Below are 25,786 nucleotides of genomic sequence, written 5' to 3'. Positions count from 1 at the left end.
GCCTTTCCGCTCGCCATCGCAACGAAACGGGCCTGAAGTGACGCGAGAAAAACGGGGGAGGGCAGGATGTTGCGTCGCGTGATCTGGGCTTTGGCGTTGCTGCCGGGGCGCCGCCCGCGGGGCAGCCGGCGCTGAGCATCCGCAACGGCGCGCCGCATGTGATCAACAATGTCTATGTCTCGCTGACCTCGCAGCAGAATTGGGGGCGGGACCAGCTCGGCCAGACCGAGGCGCTGCGGGCGGGTGCCACGCGCGCCTTCACCCTGCCGGCGGGTGGATGCCTGTCGCGAGCAGAACCTGGAATTGCCGCTGGCGGCGCAGCCCCTGCGGCGCTGAGGGTCGCAGGTTCCCGCCTCAAGGGCCCTGGTTCAGGCCCGCGCGCAAGGCGCGGCCTTCGTCGCTTTCCGGGTCGATCAGCCCTTCGCGGAGGAAGAGGTCGATCAGCACCAGGTTCACGTTGAACTTGATGCTCTCGGTCTCGCGCAGCGCCTCCAGCAGGCGCGGCGCGGGCCAGAGCTCGAAGGCCTCCACCTCGTCATCATTGGGCCGGGGGGTGAAGCTCTCGGGCAGGTCGAGGTCGAAGACGTGCAACACGTCCCGCCGGAGGCCTTCCTCGGCGGTCAGGATGTAGGAGATGCGGGCGGTGCGGCGGGCCGCCGCGACGAGCTCGGCGGGCAGCGAGGCTTCCTCGCCCGCCTCCTTCATCAGGCATTCCTCGGCATCCAGCCCGGCCGGGATGCCGCCGGCGACGAGATTGTCGAGCTGGCCCGGCGCCACGGCCTTGCTGCGGGAGCGGATGCCGACCCAGACGTGAAGGCCGTCGCTTCGGCGGACCAGGCCGTTCAGGTGCACGCCCTGCCCGATCACGCCGAATTGCGGGATCATGCCCCGGTCGAGCGTGCCGAGCACGGGGCCTTCCGCGGTGGCGCGGATGTCGAAGAGCTCGCCCCGCACGCGGCCGAAGCCCTGCCGGGCCAGCACGCGGGCGGCGGCGGCGAGCGCATCGCTGCGCTGCGCCGCGCCGCGCAGGCGCCCGGCCATGGCGACGCCGCGCCCGTCGAAGTGGAAGTCGCGCGGCAGGAAGGTCAGCGCCTGGGCGAGGTCGGCCGTCACCCAGCCCACCTGTTCCTCGCCGAAGCGGAAGGGCAGGAGATGCGCGGGGGAGGGCGTGTTGTTGCAGGCCTCGATGTGGCGATACAGCGGTTTGCTCATCGCTGGCATGTGGCAGGGACGAGGCCGGGCGGGAAGCCCGTGGTTCCCAAAACGCGCGGCACGCGCCACATGATGGACCATGAGCGCGAAGCAGCCGACGAACCATCTCCGCACCGTGCGGACCATCCTCCCCTATCTCTGGCCGGAGGGGGAGCGCGAGCTGAAGATCCGCGTGGTGCTGGCGGTGCTCTGCCTGATCGCGGCCAAGGCGGCCAATGTGCTGGTGCCGATCATCTATGCCCGCGCGGTGGATGCGCTGGCGCCGAAGGAGGGGGTGGGGGCGATGCTCGCCATCCCGGTGGCGCTGGTCATTGGCTACGGGCTGCTGCGCGTCATGGCCTCGGCGCTGGCGGAATTGCGCAACGCGGTCTTCGCCAAGGTGCAGGCGCGGGCGGCGCGGCGTGTGGCGCTCAGCGTGTTCCGCCACATGCATGCGCTCTCGATGCGGTTCCACATGGACCGGGCGACGGGCGGGCTCTCGCGCGTGATCGAGCGCGGCACGCGGGGCATCGCCGTCGTGCTGAACTTCATGCTGTTCAACATCCTGCCGACCATCGTGGAGATCTTCCTGGTCGCCGCGATCCTGTGGTGGATGTTCGCGCTGAGTTTCGCGCTGACCATCCTGATCACCATCGGCGGCTACATCACCTTCACGCTGCTCTTCACCAATTGGCGCCTCGCCTTCCGCCGCGTGATGAACGACACGGACCAGGAGGCGAACACCAAGGCGGTGGACAGCCTGCTGAACTACGAGACGGTGAAGTATTTCAACAATGAGCGGCATGAGGCGCGGCGCTATGATGAGAGCCTGACGCGCTACGAGGGCGCCTATGTGCGCTCCGAGACCACGCTGAACATGCTCAATGCCGGCCAGGCGACGATCATGGCGGCGGGCCTCACCATCGTCATGCTGCTGGCCGGGCGCGGGATCGCGGCGGGCGAGATGACGGTGGGCGATTTCGTCATGGTGAACGCCTATCTCATCCAGCTCTATCTGCCGCTGAACATCCTCGGTTTCGCCTATCGCGAGATCAAGCAGGGCCTGACCGACATGGAGGAGATGTTTCTTCTGTTGGACGTGCCGGCTGAGATCGCGGATGCGCCCCATGCGGCCGACCTCGTCGTGCGCGAGGGCGCCGTGGTGTTCGACGATGTGCGCTTCGCCTATCGGCCGGACCGCGAGATCCTGAAGGGTGTCAGCTTCGAGGTGCCGCCGGGGCGCATGCTCGCCATCGTGGGTCCCACGGGCGCGGGGAAATCCACCATCTCGCGCCTGTTGTTCCGCTTCTATGACGTGACGGGCGGCGCGGTGCGCATTGACGGGCAGGATGTGCGCAGCGTGACGCAGGACAGCGTGCGCCGCGCCATCGGCGTGGTGCCGCAGGATACGGTGCTGTTCAACGACACCATCCGCTACAACATCGCCTATGGCCGGCCCGGCGCCACGGATGCGGAGGTGGAGGAGGCCGCGAAGCTCGCCCAGGTGCATGACTTCGTGCTGAAGATGCCCGAGGGCTACAGGACGCGGGTGGGCGAGCGGGGCCTCAAGCTCTCGGGCGGCGAGAAGCAGCGCGTCGCCATCGCGCGGACCATCCTGAAGGACCCGCGCATCCTCATCCTGGACGAGGCGACCAGCGCGCTGGACACGCGGACGGAGCAGGAGATCCAGGCGGCGCTGCGCGACGTCTCGCGCGGGCGGACCACGCTGGTCATCGCGCACCGGCTTTCCACCGTGGTGGAGGCGGATGAGATCATCGTGCTGGAGGAAGGGCGCATCGCCGAACGCGGCACGCATGCGGCGCTGATCGCGGCCGATGGGCTCTATGCCGAGATGTGGCGGCGGCAGTCGGAAGCCGTGGCGGCGGCGGAAGCCGCGGCGCTGGCGCAGGCCCAGGCGGAATTCGGCAGCGGCGTCAGCGCGCGGGCGGCGGGCGAAAGGGGCTGAGCGCTGCCCGCCGGCCCGCATGACAAAGCCTTAATCTCGGCACTCTTCCCTGGCCGCGCTTTCGGCCCCATCTGGCTCGAAAGACTGGAGTTGCCGGACAATGCAAGCTGCGCACGGGGATGCCCCCGAGGATCTGAGCCACGCGGGCTCGGTGGTGGACAAGGCGATCGAGTACATGCTCGAGCAGCAGATCGCGCCCATTTCCGCTGCTTCCGCCCTGTTGGGCGGCGCGCTGGGGTTGCTCTCTCGCAGCATGGATGACCGCTCGATCGCCGGCGTGCTCCGCCAGGCGCTGGCGAGTGTGGAAGCGGGCGAGCTGCGCCAGCTGCCGACGCTGCCGAAGGGCTGAATCGCCCGCAGGGCATGGCGCGCGCGCTTGACTCGTGCGCCCGGCTGCCGCAAAAGCCGCGCTCCGATTTACCGCCGCGCCCGGGGGAACCCTTGCGCGCCCAGTTTGCAGGATCATCACCATGGCTCGCCGCTGCGGCATCACCGGCAAGGGCGTTCAGTCTGGCAACAATGTCAGCCACGCGAACAACAAGACCCGTCGGCGCTTCCTGCCCAACCTGCAGGAAACCTCCTTCTATTCCGACGTGCTGGCGACTTCGATCCAGCTGCGGCTGACCACCGCGGGCATCCGCACCATCGAGCACAATGGCGGCATTGACGCCTTCCTGCTCACCACCAAGCCGCGCAACCTGCCGCCCGAGGCCGCGGTGCTGAAGCGCCGCATCCTGCGCGCCCAGGCGAAGAAGGCCGCCGCGGCCTGAGTTGCCGGGCCGGGGCGGCGCCCCAGGCCTTGAGGTTCACAATGCCGCGAATCGAGCATCTGCCCGATTCGCGGCATTTGTGTTTCCGGGGGCGGCCGGTTCGGCATCTGGGTGAGACGCCGGTAAATCGTTATGTTTCCGGATCATAAAGGCCGGGTTCCAGACTCAGGCTTGTTTTTCGGGATTCGTCGCAGGGTCGTTTTAACCGGGTGTTAACCGAATCGGGCGAGAATCGTTCGCATGATGACCGACCCCCTCCCCGAAGTCCTCACCTCCGCCCTCCCCGCCGCCCTGGCCGTCCTCGCGGCCGCGGGTGGGCTGGCTGCCATCGCCGGGCTGGGCCGGGCGTCGCGCCTGGCGGCGGAACTCACCACGCTGCGCAGCCTGGCCGAGAGCCGGCGCCGCAGCTTCGGCCTGCTCTCGCGCGATCTGAACAGCCTGGGCCTGGGCCTGCTGGGCCGCGCCCAGCTTCTCGCCACGCAGTCCGGGGGAGAGGAAGCCGGCCGCGCCTTCGAGGGGGAGGCGCGGCATCTTCTCGCCCTGGCGGATGCCGCCGCCGAGGAGGCGGGCGGCGCCGTTCCCGCGCGCGGGCTGCAGGAGGAGCGCTTCCCGCTGGCCCCCATCCTGCGCGAGGCGGTGGCCATCGCCAGCGCCCAGCTGGGCCCCGGCAAGCGGCACTGGCGCATCTCGCCCGCGATCGAGAACCTGGCCGTGACGGCGGACCGGCGCGCTCTGCGCGGCGCTCTGGTGCAGGTGCTGGGCCGGGCCGCCCGCGCGACGGCCGAGGCCGACGTGATCGACATCCGGGCCGATCTCCGGCCGCATGCCGCCTCCATCATTGTCGAGGATGAGGGGGTGGGCCTCGCCATCGAGGATCTGGCGCCCATCGCCCATGATGGCGCGTCGGACCGCTCACGCGGGCTCGGCTTCGGGCTTTCCCTGGCGCGCTCGCTGCTGCGGGCCCATGGCGGCGAGCTGGTGATCGAGGCGGCGCCGGGCATCGGGGCGCGCGCCTTCCTTTCCCTGCCGCCGGAGCGGATGGCGGCCGTCGCCTGAGGCTACCAGCGACGGTACGGGCCGCCGCGCCAGGGCCGGTGGTAATAGCCGCGCGGCGGGCCGTAATAGACCGGCGGCGCGTAGAAGCGCGGCGGCGGCGGCGGCACGAAGACCACCGGTGGCGGCACGAAGAGCGGGCGCGGCGGCGCGTAATAGACCGGCGGCGGCGGGGCATAGGCGTAGCCCGGCTTGTCCCAGTACTGCGCCTGGGCGCCGCCCGGCAGCAACGTGCCGAAAGCCAGGGCGCCGGCCATGAAAAGCTTGTGGAACGGACGCATCGGAGAGACCTCCTTCACTCGTCACATGGAACCAAGCCACCATGGCCGAAGCATGGCGGCTTCATGGCCGCGTCGTCAGCGCCAATAGGGGCCGCGATAAGGGCCACGATAGGGCCCGCCATAATAGCGCGGCGGCGGCGCGTAGACGCGCGGGGGTGGGGCGTAATAGCGCGGCGGCGGCGCGACATAGACCCGCGGCGGGGGCGGCGCGACATAATAGCGCGGGACCGGCGCGTAGTAGCGCGGTGCGGGGGCCACATAGGCAGGGCCGACATAGCCGCCGCCATAAACCGGGGCGCAGGCGGCCAGCGACACCACCGCCCCCAGCATCACGCCCGGCTTGAGCCATCGCATGGCAAGTTCCTCCGCCGTAGCGGGGGCCACGGCCAACATGGGATGTGGGGCGACCGGACGGCGTGTCTTGCGGCGTCCGGTTGCGACCAGGCCTGATCAGGCACCCGGCTCATGGCGGAAGCAAGGCGAAAGCGGGGTGATTTCGGGCCCCTCATGCCAAGCGCGGCAAGTCCCGAATTCCGGCCCGCGGCTTATGCCCTGACGCCAAGCCGAGCGGACGCGCCGCGCCCGGCGTTTGAGGGCACAGAGGTGAAACCTGTGTGCGATGGATCTCAGAAACCGCCTGGGGGCACCCTCATCCGCGGTGGCTCCGGCCGCATCGCGGCGCGCAGCAGCGTGTCCAGTTCCGAGAGGAAGCGCGATCGGTCCTGCTGGGTCATGCCGGCCGGCCCGCCGGTGCGCGCGCCGGTGGAGCGCAGATGCTCCGCCACGGCACGGCCGGCCAAGGCATTGCCGATATTCTCGGTGGTCCAGCGATGGCCCTTGGCGTTGAGCGCGCGGGCGCCCTTCTCCAGGCAGCGCGCGGCGAGCGGGATGTCCTGCGTCACGCAGACATCCTGGGCGGTGATGCGCTCGGCGATCCAGTCATCCGCCACATCCGCGCCCTCGGTGACGATGACGCGGTGGATGAGCGGGCTCTCGGGCAGCAGGATTCCACGCGCGCCGTTGGAGACGACATGCGTGTGGACCTGCAGCCGCGCGGCCACCCGGAACGCTTCCTCGCGCACCGGGCAGGCATCGGCATCAATGTAGAGCGCGGTCACGCCCCTTCAGATTCCCGGGGTCCAAACACGCGCGCGAAGATGGTCTCGACATGGCGGAAGTCGAGCTGCGGGTCCATGACGCGGGAGAGCGTGGCCGCATCCATCACCGCCGCCACCTCGGGCCGCGCCAGCAGGTTTTCCGCGAAGCTCTTCACATCGGGCTGGCCGAGCTTGAGCCAGGTCGCCATCGCGGCCTGCTGGACGGCGGCGTAGCTGTCCTCGCGCGAGAGGCCGGCCTGGGTCAGCGCCAGCAGCACTTTTTGCGAATGCACGACGCCGCCGAGGCCTTCCAGGTTCTCCGTCATGCGCACCGGATAGACCGTCAGCTTCTCCATCATGCCGGCGAGGCGCATCAGCGCGAAGTCGAGCGCGATGGTGGCGTCAGGCCCGATCACGCGCTCCACGCTCGAATGGCTGATGTCGCGCTCGTGCCAGAGGGTGATGTTCTCGAGCGCGGGCATGGCATAGCCGCGCACCAGGCGCGCGAGGCCGGTGATGTTCTCGGAGAGCACCGGGTTGCGCTTGTGCGGCATGGAGCTGCTGCCCTTCTGCCCGGCGTGGAAGAACTCCTCCGCCTCGCGCACTTCGGAGCGCTGCAGATGGCGCACTTCGGTCGCCAGCCGCTCGATGGCGCCGGCGACGACGGCGAGTGTCGCGAAGAAGGCCGCGTGGCGGTCGCGCGGGATGACCTGCGTGCTGACCGGCTCGATGGCGAGGCCGAGGGACTTCGCCACATGCGCCTCCACGCGCGGGTCCACGCTGGCGAAGGTGCCGACAGGACCGGAGATGGCGCAGGTGGCGACTTCCGCGCGGGCGGCGATCAGGCGCTCGCGGTTGCGGGCGAATTCGCAGTAATGGCCGGCGAGCTTCAGGCCGAAGCTGGTGGGCTCGGCATGGATGCCGTGGCTGCGGCCGATGGTGGGGGTGAACTTGTGCTCCATGGCGCGCATTCGCAACGCCGCCATGACGGCTTCGACATCCGCGATGAGCAAATCTGCCGCGCGTGTCATCTGGACGGCGAGGCAGGTGTCGAGCACATCGCTGCTGGTGAGGCCCTGGTGCATGTAGCGCGCATCCTCGCCGATGCCCTCGCCAAGCCAGGTGAGGAAGGCGATCACGTCATGCCGCGTGACGCGCTCGATCTCATCGATCCGCTCGACATCGGCTGGGCCCATCGCGGCCACGCGGGGCGCGCCGCCCTTGCGGATGGAAACGGCCGCACTGGCCGGGATCGTGCCGATCTCGGCCATGGCTTCGGCGGCCAGCGCCTCGATCTCGAACCAGATGCGATACCGCGTCTCGGGCGACCAGATCTCGGCCATGGCGGGGCGGGAGTAACGGGGGACCATCGGAGCCTCTCAACAACGCTGGGCGGTGTTTGCCGCCTGCCGCCAATCCGGACAAGCGGGCTTGGCGCAGGGCGCGTCCTCTGCCACAAAGCCGGGAATGCCAAGGAAATCCTTGGATTACAGATAATTTATGTGGAAGGCCTCGCCCATGCCGGATTGGTTTGTACCACTCATGCAGGTCCTGATGATCGACATTGTCCTCGCGGGGGACAATGCGATCGTGGTCGGCATGGCCGCCGCCGGCCTGCCGCCCGACCAGCGCAAGAAGGCCGTGCTCTGGGGCATCGCCGCCGCGACGCTGATGCGCATCGCCTTTGCCAGCATCACGGTGCAGCTGCTCGCCATCACGGGCATCACGCTGGCGGGCGGCGTGCTGCTCGCCTGGGTGTGCTGGAAGATGTATCGCGAGCTGCGCGAGGGCGGCAGCCATGAGGCGCCGCCCGAGGGCTTCGACGAGACGACGACCAATCCCGACGGCTCGCCGAAGAAGACCATGCGCCAGGCCATCACGCAGATCCTGATCGCCGATGTGTCCATGAGCCTCGACAACGTGCTGGCCGTGGCCGGTGCGGCGAAGGACCATCCTTACGTTCTCATTGTCGGCCTCGCCATCTCGGTCATCCTGATGGGCGTGGCGGCGACCTTCATCGCGAACCTGCTGAACAAGCATCGCTGGATCGCCTGGGTCGGCCTGCTCATCATCGTCTATGTCGCGGGCGACATGATCTGGTCTGGCACGCATGAGGTGGCGGACAAGGTGCCCGGCTCCTACGCCTTCCTTCTGCTGCCGCTCGGCTATCTTGCCCTGCCGGGCGTCTTCCCGGCCTGGATCTGGGCCGGCGCGACGCTGCTGCATGTGGCGGTGATCGCGGCCTTGGCGGCGCTGATCGTCGAGGCGGTGCTGCGCGCCCGGCGCAGCGGCGCCCCGGCCGAGGGGCACGCGCATCCGAAGCACGAATGATGGCTGCGGAATGACGCGGATGGCATGAAGTGGGAATGACCATTCCGCAAAGACAGGCATAGGTCGGGCAGTCTAGTTTTCGTGCAATCCCCGTTGAGGAAAGCACGAAAACATGGATTTCGCCGCCTTCATGGCCGATTGGAACTGGGTCGTCCTGACCGAGATCCTCGGCGTCAATCTCATCCTCTCCGGCGACAACGCCGTGCTGATCGCACTCGCCGCGGCGGGCTTGCCCGCCGAGCAGCGCTCCAAGGCCATTCTCTTCGGCATGGTGCTGGCGGTGGTCCTGCGCATCGTGCTCAGCCTGGGCGCCGTCTATCTCCTCGCAATTCCCGGCATCATGCTGGCCGGCGGCCTGGTGCTGCTCTGGATCGCCTATGGCTTCTTCAAGGAGCTGCGGCACAAGGACAAGGAAGAGGCCGCCGGCCATGAGGCCGAGGTCGAGCCCAAGACCATGGCCGTGGCGCTGCGGCAGATCGTCATCGCCGATGTCTCCATGAGCCTCGACAACGTGCTGGCCGTGGCCGGGGCGGCGCATGGCAACATGTCCATGCTGATGATCGGCCTGCTCATCTCCATCCTGCTGATGGGTGTCGCCGCCACGCTGATCGCGCGGCTGCTCGAGAGCTTTCCGGTCGTCGCCTATATCGGCGTCGCGCTCATCGTCTACATCGGCGTCGAGATGGTCTATGAGGATGTCCATCGCTTCATGAGCGGGGGTGCAGCGCATGGTGAGTATCGCGAGGCACCGACGCCACTGGTACGGATGGGTTGATGCGCAAACTCTCTCTCCTGATGCTAGCGGGCCTCGCGGCCTGCGCGACCGAGGGCGCCGATGCGCCGGGGACCGCGCCCGCGGTGCCCGTCGTCTCCGCGCCGCAACGCCTGGCCGAGCGCCTGCCGGCGCAGGCGGGCAGCTTCCAGCGCGGCACGACGGCGAATATCGACCAGCCGCTGCCGGGCGTCGAAGTGCCCTATGCGACCTCCGGGCGCACGGCGGCGGGCTTCGTCCAGGTGCTGCGTCCGCCTTCCGTCACGCCGCCGGATGGGCCGGGCAGCCTGGTGGTGCAGGATGAGTATCAGCGCGTGGTGGCGGCGGCGCAGCGTGGCTCCGGCCCGCACCGCCGGCTGCGCCTGGTGCAGGAGAGCGAACAGCCGCCGGGCGCGCCGCTGTTCCGCTGCGCCGACCTCGAGGGCGCCTATGGCCGCACGGCGGTGACCAGCACCACCTGCGTGGGCGCCGCGGGCGGGCAATTGCTGCGGCTGCGCGTCTCCATGCCGCGGCGTGACCCGCCGGCGGCCGATCCGCGCGCCTTCATCCGCGACATCACCGAGGCGCTGCGCCGCGGCGGCTGATCGGGACGCCCGATCTTCCGGATCGAAAGCGCCAAATGGCGGTGGGCCGGATTTCGGCGATGATGTCTCCACCGGGGCCATGGTGGCCCCTCCACGGAGAGATCATCCCATGCCGAGCCCCCGCACCCTTCTCGCCGCCGCCACCGGCCTCGCCCTGGCCGGCCTGCTGCCGATGCAGGAGGCCTCCGCCCAGGTGGCGCGCTACTGCGGCGGCACGCTGAACGCCGTCGCCTTCTACACGAACATCAATTCGGACGGCCGCAGCTCCACCGCCGTGCATTTCGTGCAGCTGCAGAACATGGGTGCCCCGCGGCATATCCGCATCGCCTTCTTCAGCAGCGAGCCCGGGCTGACGCGCGGCGGCGGGAACTACCCGGTACATGCGGGTGTGGCACCGGCCTCGACCAGCGACATCGCCATCGCCAACCAGGGCTTCATCACCGTGCAGCTGGCGACGCAGCGGCTGAACAACCCGTCGGGCACCGGGGCCATCCCGGCCACCGACCCGCAGACCGGCCTGCCGCACTTCACCATGGTGACCTGCGCGCCCTGACGAGAGCAGATCCCGATCGGAGGGCCTCATCCGATCGGGTGAAGATGCTCGCAGAAAAGTCTCCGCGGCCCTACCAGCTCCTGATCCGCTCATAGAGCGGCTTCAGGAGGAAGGGGCTGAGGAACAACGGAAACTGGCAGAGCACGCAGAAGAGCAGGATGCCAGGATCGGTGTTGGCCGGCAGCACGGCGAGGTAGAGCGCCATGTTGCGGTTGCCAGCCAGCAGCCCGGCGGAAAGCGCCAGCTTCTGCCCGAAGCCGGTGAAGGCGAGCGCCGTCACGGCGTTCATCGCCAGCATGCCGCCGAAGGCCATGGCGACGCCGGTGAGGATGAAGCCCGGCTCGCGCAGCAGCCGGTCCAGCACGCCATCCATCACGCCGAAGCCGTAGAACACCACCAGCAGCACCACGGCGCCATCCACCGCACGGCCCCAATGGTCGAGCTTCGCGGGCGCCACGACGCGGCGGATCACCATGGAGATCAGCAGCGGCAGCAGGACGACGAGGCCGAGGCGCAGCATCAGCCCGGTCATGGAGATCGCCAGATCAATGCCCAGCAGGCCGAGGGCCAGCGGCGGCGCCGTCAGCGGGATCAGCAGGATGGAGAGCACGGCGACGACGAAGGCGATCTCGCCATCCAGCCCCACCATGCGGGCGAAGGCGGGGGATGAGGTGGCGGCGCAACCCGTCGCGACGATGACGAGGCCATTCGCCAGCGGCCCGTGGATGCCCAGTGCGGTGAGCAGCGCCCAGGCGAGCAGAGGTGTCGCGATCAGCAGCCAGGCGAGCAGGGCGGCGACCAGCAGCGGGCGGCGCAGATAGGCGATGACCTGCGCCGGGTCCACCCGCAGCAGAACCAGCACCATCAGGATGAAGACCACGGGCGTGATCACGTCCCGGAAGAGGGCGGCGAGCGGGGGCAGGAACAGCCCCGCGAAGATGCTGCCGGCCAGCAGCGCCGCCCCGTGCAGGGCGGACCATTCCAGGAAGCGGCGCGTCAGATCCAAGGGGCAGGCCGTGGTTGGTGGCGTTCGCCGGATGTTCTATAGCCCTTGGCGTGTCCCTGCCATCCACCCCCTCGCCCGAATATCTCGCCCGGCTGAACCCGGAGCAACGCGCCGCCGTCGAGACGCTGGACGGGCCGCTGCTGGTGCTGGCCGGCGCCGGCACCGGCAAGACGCGCGTGCTGACCACGCGATTCGCGCATCTCTTGATGACGGGCCGCGCCCAGCCGCATCAGGTGCTGGCCGTGACCTTCACCAACAAGGCGGCGCGCGAGATGCGCGAGCGGCTGGGGGCGATCCTCAACCGGCCGGTGGAGGGGCTGTGGCTCGGCACCTTCCATGCGCTGGCGGCGCGCATGCTGCGGCGCCATGCGGAGCTGGTGGGGCTGACCGCGAGCTTCACCATCCTCGACACGGATGACCAGACGCGGCTGCTGAAGCAGGTGATGGAAGCGGAAGGCGTGGACCTCAAGCGCTGGCCGCCCAACGGGCTGATGGGCATCATCCAGCGCTGGAAGGATCGCGGGCTGACGCCGGACCGCATCCCGGTGGCGGAGAGTTCGGACTACGCCAACAACCGCGCGGAGAAGCTCTACGCCGCCTACCAGGCGCGGCTGATCGCGCTCAACGCCTGCGACTTCGGCGACCTGCTGCTGCATGTGACCGAGATCCTGCGGACCAATCCTGAAGTGCTGGCGAGCTACCATCGCCTGTTCCGCTACATCCTGGTGGATGAGTATCAGGACACGAACCTGGTGCAGTATCTCTGGCTCCGGCTGCTCGCGCAGGGGCACAAGAACATCTGCTGCGTGGGCGATGATGACCAGTCCATCTATTCCTGGCGCGGCGCCGAGATCGAGAACATCCTGCGCTTCGAGCGGGATTTTCCGGGGGCGCAGGTGGTGCGGCTGGAGAGCAATTACCGCTCGACGCGGCCCATCCTCGCCGCCGCCGCGGGGCTGATCGCGCGCAATGAGGGGCGGCTCGGCAAGACGTTGCGGCCGGGGCGCGCGGATGCGTCCGGCGAGCGCGTGCGCGTGGTTTCCCTTTGGGACAGCGAGGAGGAGGCCCGCATGGTGGGCGGGCGCATCGAGGAGGCGCGGCGGGATGGCGTGCAACTGGGCGAGATCGCGGTGCTCGTGCGCGCCGGTTTCCAGACCCGCGCCTTCGAGGAGCGGCTGATCACGCTGGCCATCCCGTACCGCGTCTTCGGCGGGGCCAAGTTCTACGAGCGGGCCGAGATCCGCGATGCCATCGCCTATTTCCGCGCGATGTCGCAGCCGGCGGATGACCTGGCCTTCGAGCGCATCGTGAATACGCCCAAGCGCGGGCTGGGGGATACGGCGCTGGCTTCGCTGCACAAGCTGGCGCGGGAGCAGCAGATGCCGCTGCGCATCGCGGCCGAACGGCTGTGCCAGACGGATGCGCTGCGGCCGCGCCCACGTGCCGCGCTGCGCGAATTGCTGGAGAACCTGACGCGCTGGAATGCGGGCCTTGAGAAGGAGGGCCATGTCGTCATCGCCGCCCAGGTGCTGGAGGAGAGCGGCTATATCGAGATGTGGAAGAATGACCGCAGCATCGAATCCGCCGGCCGCCTCGACAATCTGAAGGAGCTGGTGCGCGCGATGGGCGATTTCGCGACGCTCGGCGCCTTCCTGGAGCACATCGCCCTGGTCATGGAGAATGACGACAATGCGGAGGGCCAGAAGGTCAGCATCATGACGCTGCATGCGGCGAAGGGGCTGGAATTCGACATGGTCTTCCTGCCGGGCTGGGAGGAGGGGCTGTTCCCCTCGCAGCGCAGCCTGGATGAGGGGGGCGCGAAGTCGCTGGAGGAGGAGCGGCGTCTCGCCTATGTCGGCATCACGCGGGCGCGGAAGCATTGCGTGATCAGCCATGCGGCGAACCGGCGCATCTACGGCAATTGGGTCAGCTCCATCCCCTCGCGCTTCCTGGACGAGCTGCCGGAGGGCGAGGTGCTGCGCGAGGGCGGCGTGACGCAGCAGCCCCGCATGCCCTCCAGCGTGTTCTCGGCCGGCCTGCCGCTCAGTTCGCAGCGCCGGCCGCGCGTGATCGAGGCCGGCGCCTGGGAGGTGGACCAGCGGCCGGAGCGCGAGCGCGCCTTCGCACGCGGCGCGCGCGTCTTCCATCAGAAATTCGGCTATGGCCGCGTGCTGGACGTGGATGACGACAAGCTGGAGATCGAGTTCGAGAAGGCGGGCGTGAAGCGCGTGCTGGACCGCTTCGTGGAGCCGGCCTGAGCGGGGCTTTGCGCGGAGCCTGATTGGCCGCCGCGGACCGCGCTCACCCCGGCCCGCCCGTCTTCTTCTGCCCGGCCACCCAGGTCTCGCTCACCTTGATGGCGGCGATCCTCGTCGCGTCCACGGTCAGCGGGTTGTCCTCCAGGATCGTGAAGTCGGCCTCCTTGCCGGCTTCCAGCGTGCCCAGGCGATCGGCGAGGCCGAGCTGGCGGGCGGCGTCCACCGTCACCGCCTCCAGCGCGCGGCGCACGGGCACGGCCTGGTCGGCGCCGATGACGGAATTGTCCACCTCGCAGATGCGCGTCACCGCCGTCTGCACCAGGCGCAGCGGGCCGAGGGGCGAGCAGGGGCTGTCGGTGTGGAGCGTGAAGCGCACGCCCTCCTTCGCGCAGGCGCCGGCAGGGTCGGTGAAGGCGGCGCGGGCGGGGCCGAAGATCTGGTCGCGATAGGCGGCGCCATAGAGCGTCACGTGGTTCATCAGGAAGCTGGGTTCGACATTGAGGCGCTTCATGCGCTGGATCTGGTCCTGGCGGACCATCGTCGAGTGCTCGATGCGGTTGATGCCGGTGGCGGTGGAATTGCCGTAGGCGGCCTCGATCGCGTCGAGCGCGAAATCAATGGTCTTGTCGCCGTTGCAATGGATCAGCACGGGCAGGCCGGCCGCCTTCACCGCCGCCACCATCTGCTTCATCTGGTCGGCGTTGAAATTGGGCGTGCCGGTCGCGGTGGTGTTCAGATAGGGCTGCGTCTGGCCGCCGGTGAGCGTCTGGTTCGAGCCGTCGCCCACGATCTTCACGCCGTAGAGCATGAGGAGCGAGTTGGGCAGCTGCGCCGCGCGCGCGCCGAGGCCGAGATGGCGATAGGGGGCGAAGCCCGCCATGTCCTCGTACATCAGGCTCGCGCTGAGGCGCAGCGGGGCGGTGGCCGAGATCTGGGCGAAGGCCTCGATCCACTCGGACTTCATCGTGCCCGGCTCGTGCAGCAGCGTGTTGCCCGTGGCCGCCGCCGCCTGCATGTAGCGGTTGACCGCCTGCGTCGCGAGCCGCGGCGTGATGCGCGGCAGGCCGACCTGGACGATCTTCAGCATGGCGCTGATCTCATAGACGCGGCCATCCAGCCTGCCATCCGGGCCACGGCCGAAATGCCCGCCGCCGGGCAGCGTGCCGATATCCTCGGGGATGTTCGCGGCCGTGAGCGCGGCGCTGTTCACCGCCGCGTCATGGCCATTGGTGTACCAGACGAAGATGGGCTTGGTGGTGGAGATGCCGTCCAGCTCCGTGCGCGAGAGATCGCCGCCCTGGAGCAGGTTGTCGAAGTTGGAGACCAGCACCCATTGGCCCTCCGGCGTGGCGGCGGCGAGCTGGCGGAGATTGGCCATCAGGTCCGCGCGGGTGCGGTTGCGCAGATAGCCGATGTCGGTCAGCAGCTCGAGATAGAGCGAGGAGAGGGCGGTGTGGTTGTGCGGGTCGATCAGCCCCGGCAGCAGCGTGCGGCCCTGCAGGTTCACGATCCGCGTGTCGCGCGTGGCGAGCGGCATGACATCGGCCGCGGCGCCGATGCGCGTGATGCGGCCGCCGCTGACGGCGATGGCCTCGGGCATCGCCTCGCCGGCCATGGTCACGATCCGGCCGCCGCGGAAGATGGTCTCCGCACCCGTCGGGGCGGCGGCGGCGGGCGCGCTGCCCTGGGCCTGGCCGGTGCCGGGCAGGCCGGCCGCGCCGGCGGTCGCCCCCGCGACGGCGACGGCCATGAACTCGCGGCGGTTCGGCCGGCGCGCCACGCCGGCATAGCCGCCGGGCTGCGCGAAGAGCGAGGGGTGGGCGATGAGCGAGCTGACGCAGGCGCGGCACATGGCGGTGCTCCTTCGACCGTTCTGGCGTTGGGGCTTGAGGCTAGGTCTTGCGGCGCGCGCCGCGCAACCGTCGCCTGCGATGCGTCGCATGACGGGCGCGTCAGGAAGGCGCCGGCACCGCGTGTCATGGGCAGGATACCGCGCGGCGGCATATGTCCGCCGCTTCATGCACCGGCAAAACTCCACAAAGCCGAGCGCCCGGTTGGGCCTCGCGGCAAACCGGTGTAGCGAGGACGCTCCTTCTGTCCCTGGAATGCCCATGAAGAAACAGCCCGCGCCGCTCGAGACCCTGGTGCTGGACCAGCTGCCGGATGACGCGATGCCGGCCTATGAGGCGGCGCTGGTCTCCGTCAGCGCCACCGTCGCGCTGTTCCTGGATGAGGAGACGGGGAACTGGCGCATCGAGGCGGTGCGCGAGGCGCTGGCCGACCAGAACGCCTTGCAGGCCGCGCTGGCGTTGGCTGCGGGGCTGACGGGGCATGAGGCGGTGTTGAGCCGGCATGCGACGGAATCCGAGGGCTGGCTCGCCCGCACGGTGGAGGCCTTCCCCGAGCAGGAGATCGGCCGCCGCTTCCTGATCCGGCCGACGCATGTGGAACCGCGCCCGACCTATGGGCGCATCGCGCTGACGCTGGATGCGGGGCTGGCCTTCGGCTCGGGCGAGCATGCCTCGACCCAGGGCTGCCTGATGGCGCTGGAGGGCCTGCCGCGCAAGGCAAGGCGCGTGCTGGATGTGGGGACGGGCAGCGGCATCCTGGCGATGGGTGCGGCCAAGCTCTGGCATGTCGGCGCCTTGGCGAGCGACATCGACCCGTGGTCGGTGCGCGTGACGCGGGAGAATGCGGTGCTGAACGGGCTGGCGCCCCGACTCAAGGCCGTGCTGGCGACGGGCTATGCCCACCAGGCCATCACGCGCGGCGCGCCCTATGACCTGATCTTCGCGAATATCCTGGCGCGGCCGCTTTGCGCCATGGCGAAGGACCTGGCCGCGCATCTGCGCCCCGGCGGGCGGGCCATCCTGGCCGGCTTGCTCGGCAAGCAGGTGCGGATGGTGCTGTCGGCGCATCGCCATGCGGGGCTGGTGCTGGAGCGGCGGATCAGCCTCGACCCCTGGGCGACGCTGGTGCTGCGGAAGCCGGGGTGAGGGGGCCACGCGCATGACGACCCGGACCCACACCGTCACCTGGGAGAGCCTGGACGGCCCCTCGCCCTATGCCGGGCTGCCGGGGCTGGAGGCGATGCAACGTTCCATCGCGGATGGCATCCAGCGCAGCCCGATGTTCGCCCTGATGGGCATCCGCCTGGTGCGCGCGGAGGAGGGCCTCGCCGTCATGGAGGGCGAGATCGGCGAGCAGTTCTACAACGGCATCGGCATCGCCCATGGCGGCTATGCGGCGACCATCCTGGATGCGGCGCTGTGGAACGCGGTGCGCACGGTGATGGAGGCCGGAAAGGCCCACACCACGCTCGACCTCAAGGTGAATTATGCCCGCCCGCTGACAGTGGCGAGCGGCCGCGTCTCCTGCGAGGGGCGCGTGGTGCATCGCGGCGGCCGCACCGCCATCGCGGAGGCACGGCTGACGGGGGATGGCGGTGCCAAGCTCTACGCCCATGGCACCTCCACGCTGATGATCCTGTAGTTCGCTGGGCGGCTGATTCACGCCTTTGGCAAAGCGCCAAAGGCGATCAGACGCCGGCCCGCGTCAGCCACTTCTTCGCCACCCGGCACGCCACAGTATAGGCCGGGTTGAAGACGTTGCCGACGTCATACTCCACCACCATGCCCATCAGATGCGCCGCCGCGCGGGGATCGAGGCCGTAATCCTCGCCCAGCCAGCGCTGCATCTCCGTCGTCGCGTGCTGCAGCGCCTGGTCCAGCGGGCGGGCATTGCCGATGGTGATGATCTCCTCGGCCGTTTCGGCGCGGGGCCAGGTGATCCTGCGCTTCAGGACGGAGAGGCGGACCTCCATCTCGAAGGAGGTCTCGATGCCCGTGCCGGTGATCTCGCCATCGCCCTGCGCGGCATGGCCATCGCCCAGGTAGAAGAGCGCGCCGGGGACCGCGACGGGGAACCACATGGTCGTGCCCGGGGCGCAGCGGCGATAATCCATGTTGCCGCCATGCGGGCCGCTGGTCGCGGTCGAGATCGCCTCCCCGCCCGCGGGTGCCACGCCGAAGCAGCCGATCATCGGCGCCAGCGGGGGCGTGAAGCCGGCGAGCGCGGCGGGCGCGTCCTGCAGGCGGACCGTGCCCTCATTGGCGTTGATCTCCCAGATCGCGCGCTCCTGCTTCGGGCGCTCCAGGATGGCGGCGGGGTCGAGCACGGTCAGCGCGAGCGGCGAATAGGTCCAGCCGGTGCGGCGGTTGGGGGTGAGGCGCAGGATCTCCACGGCCAGCGTGTCGCCGGGCTCCGCACCTTCCACGAAGAAGGGGCCGGTCATCGGGTTGGGGCGGCTTGCCACCGGCTTTTCGTGCGCGTCGAGGCCGGAGGCGTCCACCGTCTCGGCCACCACGATGTCGCCATCCGCCACGCGCAGGCAGGGTTCGGCGGTGCCGAGGGTGTTGTGGTAGCGGGTCGGGCGGAAGATGTGGCGGGCCATGGGCTCCTCGGGTGCTGTGCCCGGCGAGGCTAGGCCATGTGCGGCCCGGCGGGAACGTCGCTCACGGCTCGGTGTCCGGGCCTTCCCAGCGGAACAGCTCGCGCCCCGCCTTGCAGCGGCGCAAGGCCTGGCGGAAGCGGTCCTGCTCCTTGCGGCCGATGATCACGCGCAGGCTGCGGTGCAGCTCGGGCATGGCGGGGGGCGATCCGCGATCCGCCACGCCGTTCTCCAGGCCAAGTGGGACGGAGCGGGCCTCGCCCAGGCCGAAGAAGGCGAAGCCGCAGATCGCATGCGCCGGCGCCAGGCGCAGCAGCAGCGCCATGTGGTCGGCCATGGTCGGCTTGAAGCGGATGCGCTTGCCGAAATGCCCGGGGATGTGCTGCCCGTTCAGCGCCAGCGCGCTGTCGGCGTCGAAATAGGCGTGCTGGATGAGGACGAAGTTGCGTGCGGCCAGGATCATGCGCGCGACGGCCTGCTCGAAATCCGCGCGGTCGCCGATTTCGGGCAGCAGGTCGAAGGCGGTGGCGGCCAGCGCGGTGTTGCGGCCCTCGTAGCGCAGCAGGTCTCCGGTTTCCGCCGGGAGGCCGGCGGCGCGGCACCGGGCGACCGCCTCCGCCGAGATGTCGATGCCGAGGCCACGGCCGCCGAGCAATTGCCGCGCCGCCTCGATGGACGCGCCCGTGCCGCACCCGAAGTCGATGAAGTTGAGAAAACCCGCCGGGGGCGGCGGCTCGCTGGAATCCGCGGTGGCATCGGGCATGCGTGAGCCAGTCCGTTGACAGGCTTCATTCTATAGCATGTTGCGATGCGTGATGAAACGCGCCGTGCGAATGTCATGAATGTGCAAAATCCGGACAGCGGAGCGGACATGCCTCAGGGCCACGCCGCGGCCGGGTGGTCGTCCGGCTCGCCCGCTCAGAAATGCTCGGCGCGGAGCACCTGGCAATCGGTGATGTTCACGATGGCGGGGCGGGCGCCGAGCAGTTCCTCCCGCGCCTCGATCACGCGCTCGGCCACGGCCGCGCCGCAGATGCAGATGATGACGACGTTATCCAGCACGCCCGAGAGGTCGCCGCCGCGGCGCACGCCCTGGCGGCCGCGCCCGGCGAGGACGGGCAACTGCGTCCAGCCGGTGGCGCCGAGGCGGTCCAGCAGGTCCGTCACCTCGGCGGCGCGGACGGCCTCCACCACGATTTCGATGCGCTTGCGCTGATGCGTCATGTTCCCACCCCGGCGAGGCGAATCCACAGCGGGATGCCCACCAGGATATTGAAGGGGAAGGAGATGGCGACGGAAAGGGTGACGTAGATGCCCGCATCGGCGCGCGGCAAGGCAAGGCGCATGGCGGCCGGCACCGCGATGTAGCTGGCCGAGCCGGCGAGCACCGCCAGCAGCGCCACGCCGCCGGTGGACAGCCCGATGAACTGGCCGGTGACGAGGCCGGCCGCCCCGCCGATCAGCGGCATGAGCAGGCCGAAGCCGATCAGCACGGGCGGCAACCCCTTGCCGCTGGCGCGAAGCTGGCGGACGGCCATCAGCCCCATCTCCAGCAGGAAGAGGCAGAGGGCGCCGGGGAAGAGCGCCTCGGTGAAGGGGGCGAGTTGCCGCTTGCCGGGCTCGCCGGCCAGGTAGCCGATCAGGAAGCTGCCCATGAGCAGCACGACCGGGCCGTTCAGCAGCACCTCGCGCGCGAGTTTCCGGGCGTTGAGCTTGGGGGCGTCGGCGCTGCCGCCCAGGCGCGCCAGCAACAGGGCGGTCAGGATGGCGGGCGTTTCCATCACGGCCAGCACGGCGGGCATGAAGCCCTCCTGCGGGACGCCCAGGGTGACCAGCGTGCCCGAGGCGGCGGCGAAGGTGACCACGCTGACCGAGCCGTAATGGCCGGAGACCGCGGCGGCCGTCTCGCGGTCCAGCTTCGTGCCCAGGCGCAGCAGCAGGAAGGCGGGCAGCGGCAGCAGGAAGGAGAGCAGGATGCCGGCGATGAGCGCGGCCCAGAGCCCCTCGGAGGCGCCGGGCATGGCGAGTGCGGCGCCGCCCTTCAGCCCGATGGCGACCATCAGATAGAGCGAGAGGCTGCGCGCCAGCGCCTCCGGCACGGAAAGCTCGGCGCGCACGGCGCCGGCTCCGAAGCCGAGGGCGAAGAACATGACGGGGGGCGGGATCAGGGCAAGGAAGCTCGACACGCGCTGCGTCTAGAGCAAAGCGTGCGGGCGGGGAAACGCCGGGCGTTAAATTCTTGCATTTTCTTCATCTTGGTGCATATCGGGTCGGAATCGAAAAGGTTGACCCTGGAGCAAGGCGCGGCGGAGCATGCTGGCCGGGCCCCATGCTCAAGGTTTGAGGGTCCGCCACGACACCGGAGGAAACCATGCCCGATGCGGGCCTCTCGCTCTCACCTGAAGCCATGCGCCAGCGGGCGCTGGAGACCCTGGCCTCGCTGGTGGGGGGCACCTTCTGGGAGAAGATGCGCATCGAGGCCGCGGCGCGGATCATCGTGACCGCGCGGCGCGTGGCGCTGCTGGCTGAAACCGGCGGGCTGGAGGGGTCGCCTCCGGCGGGCGTCATCCTGCCCATCGCCGCGCGCTGGGATGCGGTGGCGATGACCGCCAATGAGTATGCCGAGACGCTGGAGACGGCGGAGGTCGTCGCCATCCTGGAGGAGGCGCCCGCCTGGTCCGAGGCGATCTGGGCGCAGACCGGGCTCGCCGAGGCCGAGAAAGCCAGGCTGCTGCAACGGGTGTGACGGCCCCGGCCCACCGGGCCGGACCGCGCGTCACCCCGCCGGCAGCACCCGCCCCCGGCATTCGCCGAAGCCGATGGACACGAATCCCTCGCGCCGGGCGATGGCGCGCAGGATCACCTCGTCGCCATCCTCCAGGAAGCGGCGCTCCTCCCCGGAGGCGAGGGTCAGCGGTTCGCGCCCGCCCTGCGTGGCTTCCAGCAGGCTCGCATAGCCCTCCCGCCCAGGGCCGGAGATGGTGCCGGAGCCGAAGAGGTCGCCCGGGTTCAGGTTGCAGCCATTCGAGCTGTGATGCGCCACCATCTGTGCCACGGTCCAGTACATGTGGCGCGCATGGCTGTCGGCGATGCGGTGCGGCGGCAGGCCCCGCGCCGTGAGGCCGGGCGTGACCAGCCAGGCCTCGAGGGCGAGGCCGAGGCCGCCCGCGGCTTGGTCCGCCGCGTCCAGCAGATAGGGCAGGGGGGCGGGGTCGCCATTCGGGCGGGGCGGCTGGGGGATGCGGAAGGGCTCCAGCGCCTCGGGGGTGATGATCCAGGGGCTGATGCTGGTGGCGAAGCTCTTGCCCAGGAAGGGGCCGAGCGGCTGGTACTCCCAGGCCTGGATGTCGCGCGCCGACCAGTCGTTCAGCAGGCAGAAGCCGGCGATGTGATCGGCCGCCTCGGCGATCGGGATGGGCGCGCCCTGGGCATTGCCGGGCCCGATCCAGATGCCCAGCTCCAGCTCGTAATCCAGCTTCTCGCAGGGGCCGAAGGCGGGGCCGTCCGGCCGGGGCAACTGGCCCGTGGGGCGGCGGAAGGGCGTGCCGGAGGGCAGGATGGAGGAGGCACGGCCGTGATAGGCGATGGGCACGTGCTTGTAGTTCGGCAGCAGCGGGTTGTCCGGCCGGAACAGCTTGCCCACCGCCGTCGCGTGATGGATCCCCACATAGAAATCCGTGTAGTCGCCGATGCGGGCGGGCACATGCAGCGTGCAGGCGGCCGCATCATGCAGCCGCGCGGCGAGGCGGGATTGCGCCCCGCTGCCCGCTGAAAGCTCCTCCGAGAGGCGGGCGCGCAGCGCGCGGCGGAAGGTGGCCCCCTGCGCCAGCAAGGCGTTCAGCGTGCCGTCGGGCAGCGCCTCCTCCAGCTCCAGGATCGCGTCGCCGATGGCGACACCGGCGCGGGGCGCGCCGCCGCCGGGCGGCGTGAAGAGGCCGAGCGGCAGGTTCTGGATCGGGAAGTCCGGGTGGCCGTTGGCCGAGGCGACCCAGCTCAGGCGGGCAGGGTCATGGGTGGCATCGGGCATGGGCGTCTCCTCCGGCGGGGCTGCGAGTCTGGCGGGCTTCGCGGCGCGCGGCTACCCGGGAAGGATGCCCGCGGGCGCGCGGGCCAGGGGCAGGTGGATCTCGGCCACCGCCCCGCCCTCCGGGTGGTTGCGGAGCGTGATCGTGCCGCCGAAGCCGGTGATCGTGCCATGCGCGATGGACAGGCCGAGGCCGGTGCCCTTGCCCACCGGCTTGGTGGTGAAGAAGGGCTCGAAGCTGCGTTCCAGCGCCGCGCGCGGCAGACCCATGCCGTGGTCGCGCAGGCGCAGCACCACCGCGGCGCCGTCCGGCTTCACCGCGGCCGAGATGCGGACCAGGCGCTCCTCGCCGGGCACCTCCTCCATGGCATCGCGCGCATTGATCAGCAGGTTCACCAGCACCTGCTCCAGCCCGACGAGGCTGCCGCGCACCGGGGGCAGGCCGGGGGGCAGGTCCGTCTCGATCCGCACGTCGGAGGCCGCCATGGTGCCGCCCGCGATGGAGAGCGCGCCGGCCACCGCCTCGGCCCAGTCCACCGCCGTCTCGCCGCCCGGGTCCACGCGGGCGAAGAGGCGGAAATGGTCGATCACGCTGCGCATGCGCAGCGCCTGGCGGGCGATCTCGTCCAGCCTCCGCCCGGCGGAGGCGAGGTGCGCGGCGTCGCCCCGGCCGAGCTCCAGCGCCGCAAGGTCCGCGGCGAGGGTGATGGCGGCGCAGGGCTGGTTCAGCTCGTGCGCCACGCCTGCCGCCATCTCGCCCAGCGTCGCCAGCCGCGCGGCAGAGAGCGCCTGCGCCTTGAGCTGGCGCTCGGCCGTGATGTCGGTGATCAGGCCCACCACCTCGACGCGGCCATCCTCCAGCGTGCTGACGACACGGCAATCGTCGCGCACCCAGATCGGGCCTTCGGCGCCGTGGATGCGGTATTCCATGCTGCCGTGCCCGGCCTCGCGCACCTGCAGGAAGAAGCCGCGCCGCTCGGGGCGGAACTCGGCCTCGATGATGGCCCCGTAGGAGCCGGCGGCGGCGAAGCGTTCCACCGGCCAGCCCGTGATGCGGGCGATGGCGGGCGAGAGGTGCAGCCGCGTCACCTCGCCCCCTGTCGAGAGGTGGCCGCGATAGGCGGCGCCCGGAAGCGCGTTCAGCAGGCGGCTGGTCTCGGCGCGCGAGGCTTCGGCCGCCTCCATGGCGGCACGGGCGGCGAGGCGGGCGCGCAGCTCGACCAGCAGCATGCCGCCGACCGCCAGGGCGCAGAGCCCCAGCAGCAGCAGCACATGGAGATCCTTCGCGTGCCGGGCCGAATCCTGCATCGCGGCCTCGGCGTCCACGGCGAAGGTCACGGCCAGCGGCCATCCGGCCAGCTGCCGCCAGGCCAGGAAGATCTCCCGCCCCGAGAGCGGGCCGATGGTGATCATCTGGCCGACCGGCTGGCCCCTGATGCGCAGCAGGTCCGGTCCGCCGCGCAGCGCGCCGAGGCGTTGGTCCGTCTCGCGGCTGCGGGCGAGGATCACGCCGTCCTCCCGCAGCAGGTTGACCGTCACGCCTGCCGCGAATTGCAGCTCGCCCAGGCTGGCGGAGAGCAGGATGGGGTCCACCGAGACGACGGAGACGCCGGCGAAGCTGCCATCCGCCTCACGGATGGCGCTGCTGATGTTCAGGCTCCAGCGGCCCGAGGCGCGGCCGATCAGCGGCGCGCTGACGAAGACGCCGCGCGCCCCCTCCAGCTGCGCGCGGAAATGCTCGCGGTCGGAGAGGTCCACGGGGGTGAAGCCGGGCGTGGTGGACCAGGCGAGGCGGCCATCCGTGCCGATCAGTGCCACCTGCAGGATGCCGAAGCGCTCGCGCCGCGCGACCTCGGTCAGCATGCCCTCGATGACGCGGCGTTCCGGCGCGCCGGCCTCGGTGTGGCTGAGCGCGAGCGAGGCCGTGAGGCTGTGCAGGAGGGTGACGGCGTCGAGCGTCTGGCGCAGTCCATGCGTCGCGGCCTGGGCGCCCGCCGAGACGAGGCGCAGGCTCTCGGCCTCGGCCGCCTGGCGCAGCCGTGCCGTCTCGCCCCGCACCAGCAGGAAGCCGAAAGCGGCCGGCACGAGCAGGCCGGCCAGCAGCAGCGCATAGGCCCGTCCGCGCCGGTGGCGGCTGGCGGCCGCCGTCACTGTCGGAGGGCGAGCCGGATCGCCATGCGGCCCGGACCGCCATTCCAGGAGGTGACCTGCCCGCCATGCTGCTCGGCGATGCGGCGTGCGATGGCGAAATGCAGCGATTCCTGCGTGCGCGCATGGGCCGAGCCGGCCAGGGGGAAGGCGATGCCGGGGGGCGGCGTATCCAGGCCGTCGGCCGGGCCGGCCAGCAGGGTGACCAGCGCCCAGCCGGCGCCGGCTTCCTCATGCGGTTCGAGCAGGGCGAGCACGTCGCCGCCCTCGGCGCACCAGTCCGCGGCCGCGAGCACGCATTGCTCGACGGCGCGGCGCAGGCGGGACGGGGTGCCGGTCGCGGCGAGCTCGGGCAGGACGGGCGTGGCGCCCAGGCGCAGGCGCTTCGCATCCGCCAGCGGGCGGGCCGCCGCCACTGCCGCCCGCAGCGCGGGCGCCAAGGGCACGGCGGCGGGCTCCTCGTCGCTCGCCGGGCGCTCGATGCGATGGAGTTCCTCGACCAGCTCCACCGCCTGGACCACACGCTGCACCCCGCCGCGCAGCAGGTCATGATACTCGGCCTCATCCCCCCGCGAGAGGCCGCCATGGGCCAGCAGCTCCGCCCCGCCCGAGATGGCGATGAGCGGCGTGCGCAGCGCGTGGGAGATGGCGGCCATGTCGCGCTCGATCGCGGCGGTGGCGGCGGCGGGGGCGGATTGCGCGGCCAGCCGTGCGCCCAATTCGCGCATCTGGCCCTGCAGGGCGGCGCGTTCCTGCTCCATGCGGGCCAGGCGGTCGCTCACCGCCGCGCGCTCGCTCGCTAGCGCGCGCTGGGTGACGACGCGGCCCATGGCCTTGGTGACGGCCTGCACCGCCTCGGCCAGGCGGAAGGGCTTGCGGAGGAAATCGGCGACGCCGGTGCGGACGGCGGCCGTCGCGTCCTCGATCGTCGCGTGGCCGGTGATGATGATGACTTCGACCGCCGCGCTGGCGGGGCGCTGGGAGAGGATGCGCTGGGCCAGGCCGAGGCCGTCGCCGCCGGGCATGCGGATATCGGTCACCACCACGCCGATCGCGGGGTCGGCATCCAGGCGGGCCAGCGCGTCGGTCGCGTTGTGGACGAAGCCGGTGCACATGCCGTGCGCGGCGAGGCCCTGGGCGAGCTGCTCGGCCACCACCGGCTCGTCATCCACGACGAGAACGCCGATCGCCGTGCCATCGGCCCAGGTCACGGAGCCCGGGTTGGTGGCGTGCGACATGGGCTCCCCCTCCTACGGGCTTGTTCTGGCGGTGGCCTGAGAGATCCTCACCACCGGGCAATCA

General features: G+C 70.4%; 26 protein-coding genes. 12 read left to right on the top strand and 14 right to left on the bottom strand.

The window, feature by feature from the left end; translation table 11 throughout:
- Positions 1 to 354 precede the first annotated feature (354 nt).
- A complete protein-coding gene (locus tag KTR66_RS08435) occupies positions 355 to 1,212 on the bottom strand; it encodes an NUDIX hydrolase family protein (protein WP_213612139.1) in 858 nt (285 codons plus the stop codon).
- A 79-nt stretch (positions 1,213 to 1,291) separates the two neighbouring features.
- Between KTR66_RS08435 and KTR66_RS08430 the strand changes: the two genes are divergently transcribed.
- From KTR66_RS08430 to KTR66_RS08415, 4 genes are all read left to right on the top strand, one after another.
- The gene (locus KTR66_RS08430) at positions 1,292 to 3,157 is read left to right on the top strand and encodes an ABC transporter ATP-binding protein/permease (protein WP_213612138.1); all 1,866 of its coding nucleotides are present in this window, start codon (positions 1,292 to 1,294) and stop codon (positions 3,155 to 3,157) included.
- Between the two features lie 100 nt (positions 3,158 to 3,257).
- On the top strand, positions 3,258 to 3,506 hold the full coding sequence (locus KTR66_RS08425) for a hypothetical protein (protein WP_213612137.1): 249 nt from the start codon (positions 3,258 to 3,260) through the stop codon (positions 3,504 to 3,506).
- 121 nt (positions 3,507 to 3,627) lie between these two features.
- Positions 3,628 to 3,927 (top strand): 50S ribosomal protein L28, encoded by a 300-nt coding sequence (gene rpmB / locus KTR66_RS08420; RefSeq protein WP_213612136.1) that lies wholly within the window; start codon positions 3,628 to 3,630, stop codon positions 3,925 to 3,927.
- 243 nt (positions 3,928 to 4,170) lie between these two features.
- Positions 4,171 to 4,983, top strand: a complete 813-nt coding sequence (locus KTR66_RS08415; RefSeq protein WP_213612135.1) for a sensor histidine kinase KdpD — start codon at positions 4,171 to 4,173, stop codon at positions 4,981 to 4,983.
- Positions 4,984 to 4,985: 2 nt separating this feature from the next.
- On the opposite strand, the gene KTR66_RS08410 is transcribed toward KTR66_RS08415, so the two are convergent.
- From KTR66_RS08410 to purB, 4 genes are all read right to left on the bottom strand, one after another.
- Positions 4,986 to 5,261 (bottom strand): hypothetical protein, encoded by a 276-nt coding sequence (locus KTR66_RS08410; protein WP_213612134.1) that lies wholly within the window; start codon positions 5,259 to 5,261, stop codon positions 4,986 to 4,988.
- A gap of 75 nt (positions 5,262 to 5,336) precedes the next feature.
- Complete coding sequence (locus tag KTR66_RS08405) at positions 5,337 to 5,615, bottom strand: hypothetical protein (RefSeq protein ID WP_213612133.1); 279 nt, start codon at positions 5,613 to 5,615, stop codon at positions 5,337 to 5,339.
- 272 nt (positions 5,616 to 5,887) lie between these two features.
- Positions 5,888 to 6,379 carry a YaiI/YqxD family protein gene (locus KTR66_RS08400; RefSeq protein ID WP_213612132.1) on the bottom strand — a complete coding sequence of 164 codons (492 nt, stop codon included), beginning with the start codon at positions 6,377 to 6,379 and terminating at the stop codon, positions 5,888 to 5,890.
- The gene (purB, locus tag KTR66_RS08395; RefSeq protein ID WP_213612131.1) at positions 6,376 to 7,728 is read right to left on the bottom strand and encodes an adenylosuccinate lyase; all 1,353 of its coding nucleotides are present in this window, start codon (positions 7,726 to 7,728) and stop codon (positions 6,376 to 6,378) included. The genes KTR66_RS08400 and purB overlap by 4 nt, the downstream gene beginning before the upstream one ends.
- A gap of 148 nt (positions 7,729 to 7,876) precedes the next feature.
- Here purB and KTR66_RS08390 point away from each other — a divergent pair, with 148 nt between their 5' ends.
- The 4 genes from KTR66_RS08390 to KTR66_RS08375 all read left to right on the top strand — a co-directional run bounded on the left by KTR66_RS08390 (position 7,877) and on the right by KTR66_RS08375 (position 10,598).
- Positions 7,877 to 8,689: a TerC family protein gene (locus KTR66_RS08390; RefSeq protein ID WP_371819059.1), complete on the top strand. Its 813-nt coding sequence runs from the start codon at positions 7,877 to 7,879 to the stop codon at positions 8,687 to 8,689.
- A 112-nt stretch (positions 8,690 to 8,801) separates the two neighbouring features.
- On the top strand, positions 8,802 to 9,464 hold the full coding sequence (locus tag KTR66_RS08385; RefSeq protein WP_213612129.1) for a TerC family protein: 663 nt from the start codon (positions 8,802 to 8,804) through the stop codon (positions 9,462 to 9,464).
- Entirely contained in the window at positions 9,464 to 10,045 is a 582-nt protein-coding gene (locus tag KTR66_RS08380; RefSeq protein ID WP_213612128.1) for a hypothetical protein, read from the top strand. The genes KTR66_RS08385 and KTR66_RS08380 overlap by 1 nt, the downstream gene beginning before the upstream one ends.
- Positions 10,046 to 10,154: 109 nt before the next feature.
- Positions 10,155 to 10,598 carry a hypothetical protein gene (locus KTR66_RS08375; protein WP_213612127.1) on the top strand — a complete coding sequence of 148 codons (444 nt, stop codon included), beginning with the start codon at positions 10,155 to 10,157 and terminating at the stop codon, positions 10,596 to 10,598.
- Between the two features lie 70 nt (positions 10,599 to 10,668).
- Here the strand turns inward: KTR66_RS08375 and KTR66_RS08370 are convergent, their stop codons facing one another.
- Positions 10,669 to 11,604: a hypothetical protein gene (locus KTR66_RS08370; RefSeq protein WP_249731962.1), complete on the bottom strand. Its 936-nt coding sequence runs from the start codon at positions 11,602 to 11,604 to the stop codon at positions 10,669 to 10,671.
- A 50-nt stretch (positions 11,605 to 11,654) separates the two neighbouring features.
- Here KTR66_RS08370 and KTR66_RS08365 point away from each other — a divergent pair, with 50 nt between their 5' ends.
- Positions 11,655 to 13,862 (top strand): ATP-dependent helicase, encoded by a 2,208-nt coding sequence (locus KTR66_RS08365; RefSeq protein WP_371819058.1) that lies wholly within the window; start codon positions 11,655 to 11,657, stop codon positions 13,860 to 13,862.
- A 43-nt stretch (positions 13,863 to 13,905) separates the two neighbouring features.
- Here KTR66_RS08365 and KTR66_RS08360 read toward each other — a convergent pair whose 3' ends face one another.
- Positions 13,906 to 15,714 carry an amidohydrolase gene (locus KTR66_RS08360; protein WP_213612126.1) on the bottom strand — a complete coding sequence of 603 codons (1,809 nt, stop codon included), beginning with the start codon at positions 15,712 to 15,714 and terminating at the stop codon, positions 13,906 to 13,908.
- Positions 15,715 to 15,967: 253 nt separating this feature from the next.
- Between KTR66_RS08360 and KTR66_RS08355 the strand changes: the two genes are divergently transcribed.
- Positions 15,968 to 16,858, top strand: coding sequence for a 50S ribosomal protein L11 methyltransferase (locus tag KTR66_RS08355; protein ID WP_213612125.1), 891 nt, complete (start codon positions 15,968 to 15,970; stop codon positions 16,856 to 16,858).
- 13 nt (positions 16,859 to 16,871) lie between these two features.
- Positions 16,872 to 17,354: a PaaI family thioesterase gene (locus KTR66_RS08350; RefSeq protein WP_213612124.1), complete on the top strand. Its 483-nt coding sequence runs from the start codon at positions 16,872 to 16,874 to the stop codon at positions 17,352 to 17,354.
- Between the two features lie 46 nt (positions 17,355 to 17,400).
- On the opposite strand, the gene KTR66_RS08345 is transcribed toward KTR66_RS08350, so the two are convergent.
- The 4 genes from KTR66_RS08345 to KTR66_RS08330 all read right to left on the bottom strand — a co-directional run bounded on the left by KTR66_RS08345 (position 17,401) and on the right by KTR66_RS08330 (position 20,498).
- Complete coding sequence (locus tag KTR66_RS08345; protein WP_213612123.1) at positions 17,401 to 18,315, bottom strand: acetamidase/formamidase family protein; 915 nt, start codon at positions 18,313 to 18,315, stop codon at positions 17,401 to 17,403.
- 61 nt (positions 18,316 to 18,376) lie between these two features.
- Positions 18,377 to 19,075, bottom strand: coding sequence for a class I SAM-dependent methyltransferase (locus KTR66_RS08340; protein WP_213612122.1), 699 nt, complete (start codon positions 19,073 to 19,075; stop codon positions 18,377 to 18,379).
- 155 nt (positions 19,076 to 19,230) lie between these two features.
- Complete coding sequence (locus tag KTR66_RS08335) at positions 19,231 to 19,536, bottom strand: P-II family nitrogen regulator (RefSeq protein WP_213612121.1); 306 nt, start codon at positions 19,534 to 19,536, stop codon at positions 19,231 to 19,233.
- A complete protein-coding gene (locus KTR66_RS08330; RefSeq protein ID WP_371819057.1) occupies positions 19,533 to 20,498 on the bottom strand; it encodes a sodium-dependent bicarbonate transport family permease in 966 nt (321 codons plus the stop codon). Before KTR66_RS08330 ends, KTR66_RS08335 begins: the two co-directional genes overlap by 4 nt.
- 185 nt (positions 20,499 to 20,683) lie before the next feature.
- Here KTR66_RS08330 and KTR66_RS08325 point away from each other — a divergent pair, with 185 nt between their 5' ends.
- Complete coding sequence (locus KTR66_RS08325) at positions 20,684 to 21,058, top strand: hypothetical protein (protein ID WP_213612120.1); 375 nt, start codon at positions 20,684 to 20,686, stop codon at positions 21,056 to 21,058.
- Between the two features lie 30 nt (positions 21,059 to 21,088).
- Here KTR66_RS08325 and fahA read toward each other — a convergent pair whose 3' ends face one another.
- Genes fahA through KTR66_RS08310 form a run of 3 tightly spaced genes read right to left on the bottom strand, consistent with a single transcriptional unit; the run spans position 21,089 to position 25,722 of the window.
- On the bottom strand, positions 21,089 to 22,339 hold the full coding sequence (fahA, locus tag KTR66_RS08320; protein WP_213612119.1) for a fumarylacetoacetase: 1,251 nt from the start codon (positions 22,337 to 22,339) through the stop codon (positions 21,089 to 21,091).
- Positions 22,340 to 22,390: 51 nt separating this feature from the next.
- Positions 22,391 to 24,487 carry an ATP-binding protein gene (locus tag KTR66_RS25255; RefSeq protein WP_213612118.1) on the bottom strand — a complete coding sequence of 699 codons (2,097 nt, stop codon included), beginning with the start codon at positions 24,485 to 24,487 and terminating at the stop codon, positions 22,391 to 22,393.
- Positions 24,484 to 25,722, bottom strand: coding sequence for a hybrid sensor histidine kinase/response regulator (locus tag KTR66_RS08310; protein WP_213612117.1), 1,239 nt, complete (start codon positions 25,720 to 25,722; stop codon positions 24,484 to 24,486). The genes KTR66_RS25255 and KTR66_RS08310 overlap by 4 nt, the downstream gene beginning before the upstream one ends.
- Positions 25,723 to 25,786 lie beyond the last annotated feature (64 nt).

Origin of the sequence: Roseococcus sp. SDR (genome assembly GCF_019083995.1) — a bacterium.
Classification (GTDB): Bacteria; Pseudomonadota; Alphaproteobacteria; order Acetobacterales; family Acetobacteraceae; genus Roseococcus.
Note: the sequence above shows the minus strand (reverse complement) of the source record. Positions and strands in the feature narration are given on the sequence as shown.

Excerpts from the sequence above, each read along its gene's own strand:
- KTR66_RS08375 (WP_213612127.1), top strand. The coding sequence starts at position 10,155 with ATGCCGAGCCCCCGCACCCTTCTCGCCGCCGCCACCGGCCTCGCCCTG.
- KTR66_RS08435 (WP_213612139.1), bottom strand. The coding sequence starts at position 1,212 with ATGAGCAAACCGCTGTATCGCCACATCGAGGCCTGCAACAACACGCCC.
- purB (WP_213612131.1), bottom strand. The coding sequence starts at position 7,728 with ATGGTCCCCCGTTACTCCCGCCCCGCCATGGCCGAGATCTGGTCGCCC.
- KTR66_RS08390 (WP_371819059.1), top strand. The coding sequence starts at position 7,877 with ATGCCGGATTGGTTTGTACCACTCATGCAGGTCCTGATGATCGACATT.
- KTR66_RS08405 (WP_213612133.1), bottom strand. The coding sequence starts at position 5,615 with ATGCGATGGCTCAAGCCGGGCGTGATGCTGGGGGCGGTGGTGTCGCTG.
- fahA (WP_213612119.1), bottom strand. The coding sequence starts at position 22,339 with ATGCCCGATGCCACCCATGACCCTGCCCGCCTGAGCTGGGTCGCCTCG.
- KTR66_RS08335 (WP_213612121.1), bottom strand. The coding sequence starts at position 19,536 with ATGACGCATCAGCGCAAGCGCATCGAAATCGTGGTGGAGGCCGTCCGC.
- rpmB (WP_213612136.1), top strand. The coding sequence starts at position 3,628 with ATGGCTCGCCGCTGCGGCATCACCGGCAAGGGCGTTCAGTCTGGCAAC.
- KTR66_RS08415 (WP_213612135.1), top strand. The coding sequence starts at position 4,171 with ATGACCGACCCCCTCCCCGAAGTCCTCACCTCCGCCCTCCCCGCCGCC.
- KTR66_RS08425 (WP_213612137.1), top strand. The coding sequence starts at position 3,258 with ATGCAAGCTGCGCACGGGGATGCCCCCGAGGATCTGAGCCACGCGGGC.
- KTR66_RS08310 (WP_213612117.1), bottom strand. The coding sequence starts at position 25,722 with ATGTCGCACGCCACCAACCCGGGCTCCGTGACCTGGGCCGATGGCACG.
- KTR66_RS08340 (WP_213612122.1), bottom strand. The coding sequence starts at position 19,075 with ATGCCCGATGCCACCGCGGATTCCAGCGAGCCGCCGCCCCCGGCGGGT.
- KTR66_RS08385 (WP_213612129.1), top strand. The coding sequence starts at position 8,802 with ATGGATTTCGCCGCCTTCATGGCCGATTGGAACTGGGTCGTCCTGACC.
- KTR66_RS08410 (WP_213612134.1), bottom strand. The coding sequence starts at position 5,261 with ATGCGTCCGTTCCACAAGCTTTTCATGGCCGGCGCCCTGGCTTTCGGC.
- KTR66_RS08325 (WP_213612120.1), top strand. The coding sequence starts at position 20,684 with ATGCCCGATGCGGGCCTCTCGCTCTCACCTGAAGCCATGCGCCAGCGG.
- KTR66_RS08355 (WP_213612125.1), top strand. The coding sequence starts at position 15,968 with ATGCCCATGAAGAAACAGCCCGCGCCGCTCGAGACCCTGGTGCTGGAC.
- KTR66_RS08345 (WP_213612123.1), bottom strand. The coding sequence starts at position 18,315 with ATGGCCCGCCACATCTTCCGCCCGACCCGCTACCACAACACCCTCGGC.
- KTR66_RS08350 (WP_213612124.1), top strand. The coding sequence starts at position 16,872 with ATGACGACCCGGACCCACACCGTCACCTGGGAGAGCCTGGACGGCCCC.
- KTR66_RS08360 (WP_213612126.1), bottom strand. The coding sequence starts at position 15,714 with ATGTGCCGCGCCTGCGTCAGCTCGCTCATCGCCCACCCCTCGCTCTTC.
- KTR66_RS08380 (WP_213612128.1), top strand. The coding sequence starts at position 9,464 with ATGCGCAAACTCTCTCTCCTGATGCTAGCGGGCCTCGCGGCCTGCGCG.
- KTR66_RS08430 (WP_213612138.1), top strand. The coding sequence starts at position 1,292 with ATGAGCGCGAAGCAGCCGACGAACCATCTCCGCACCGTGCGGACCATC.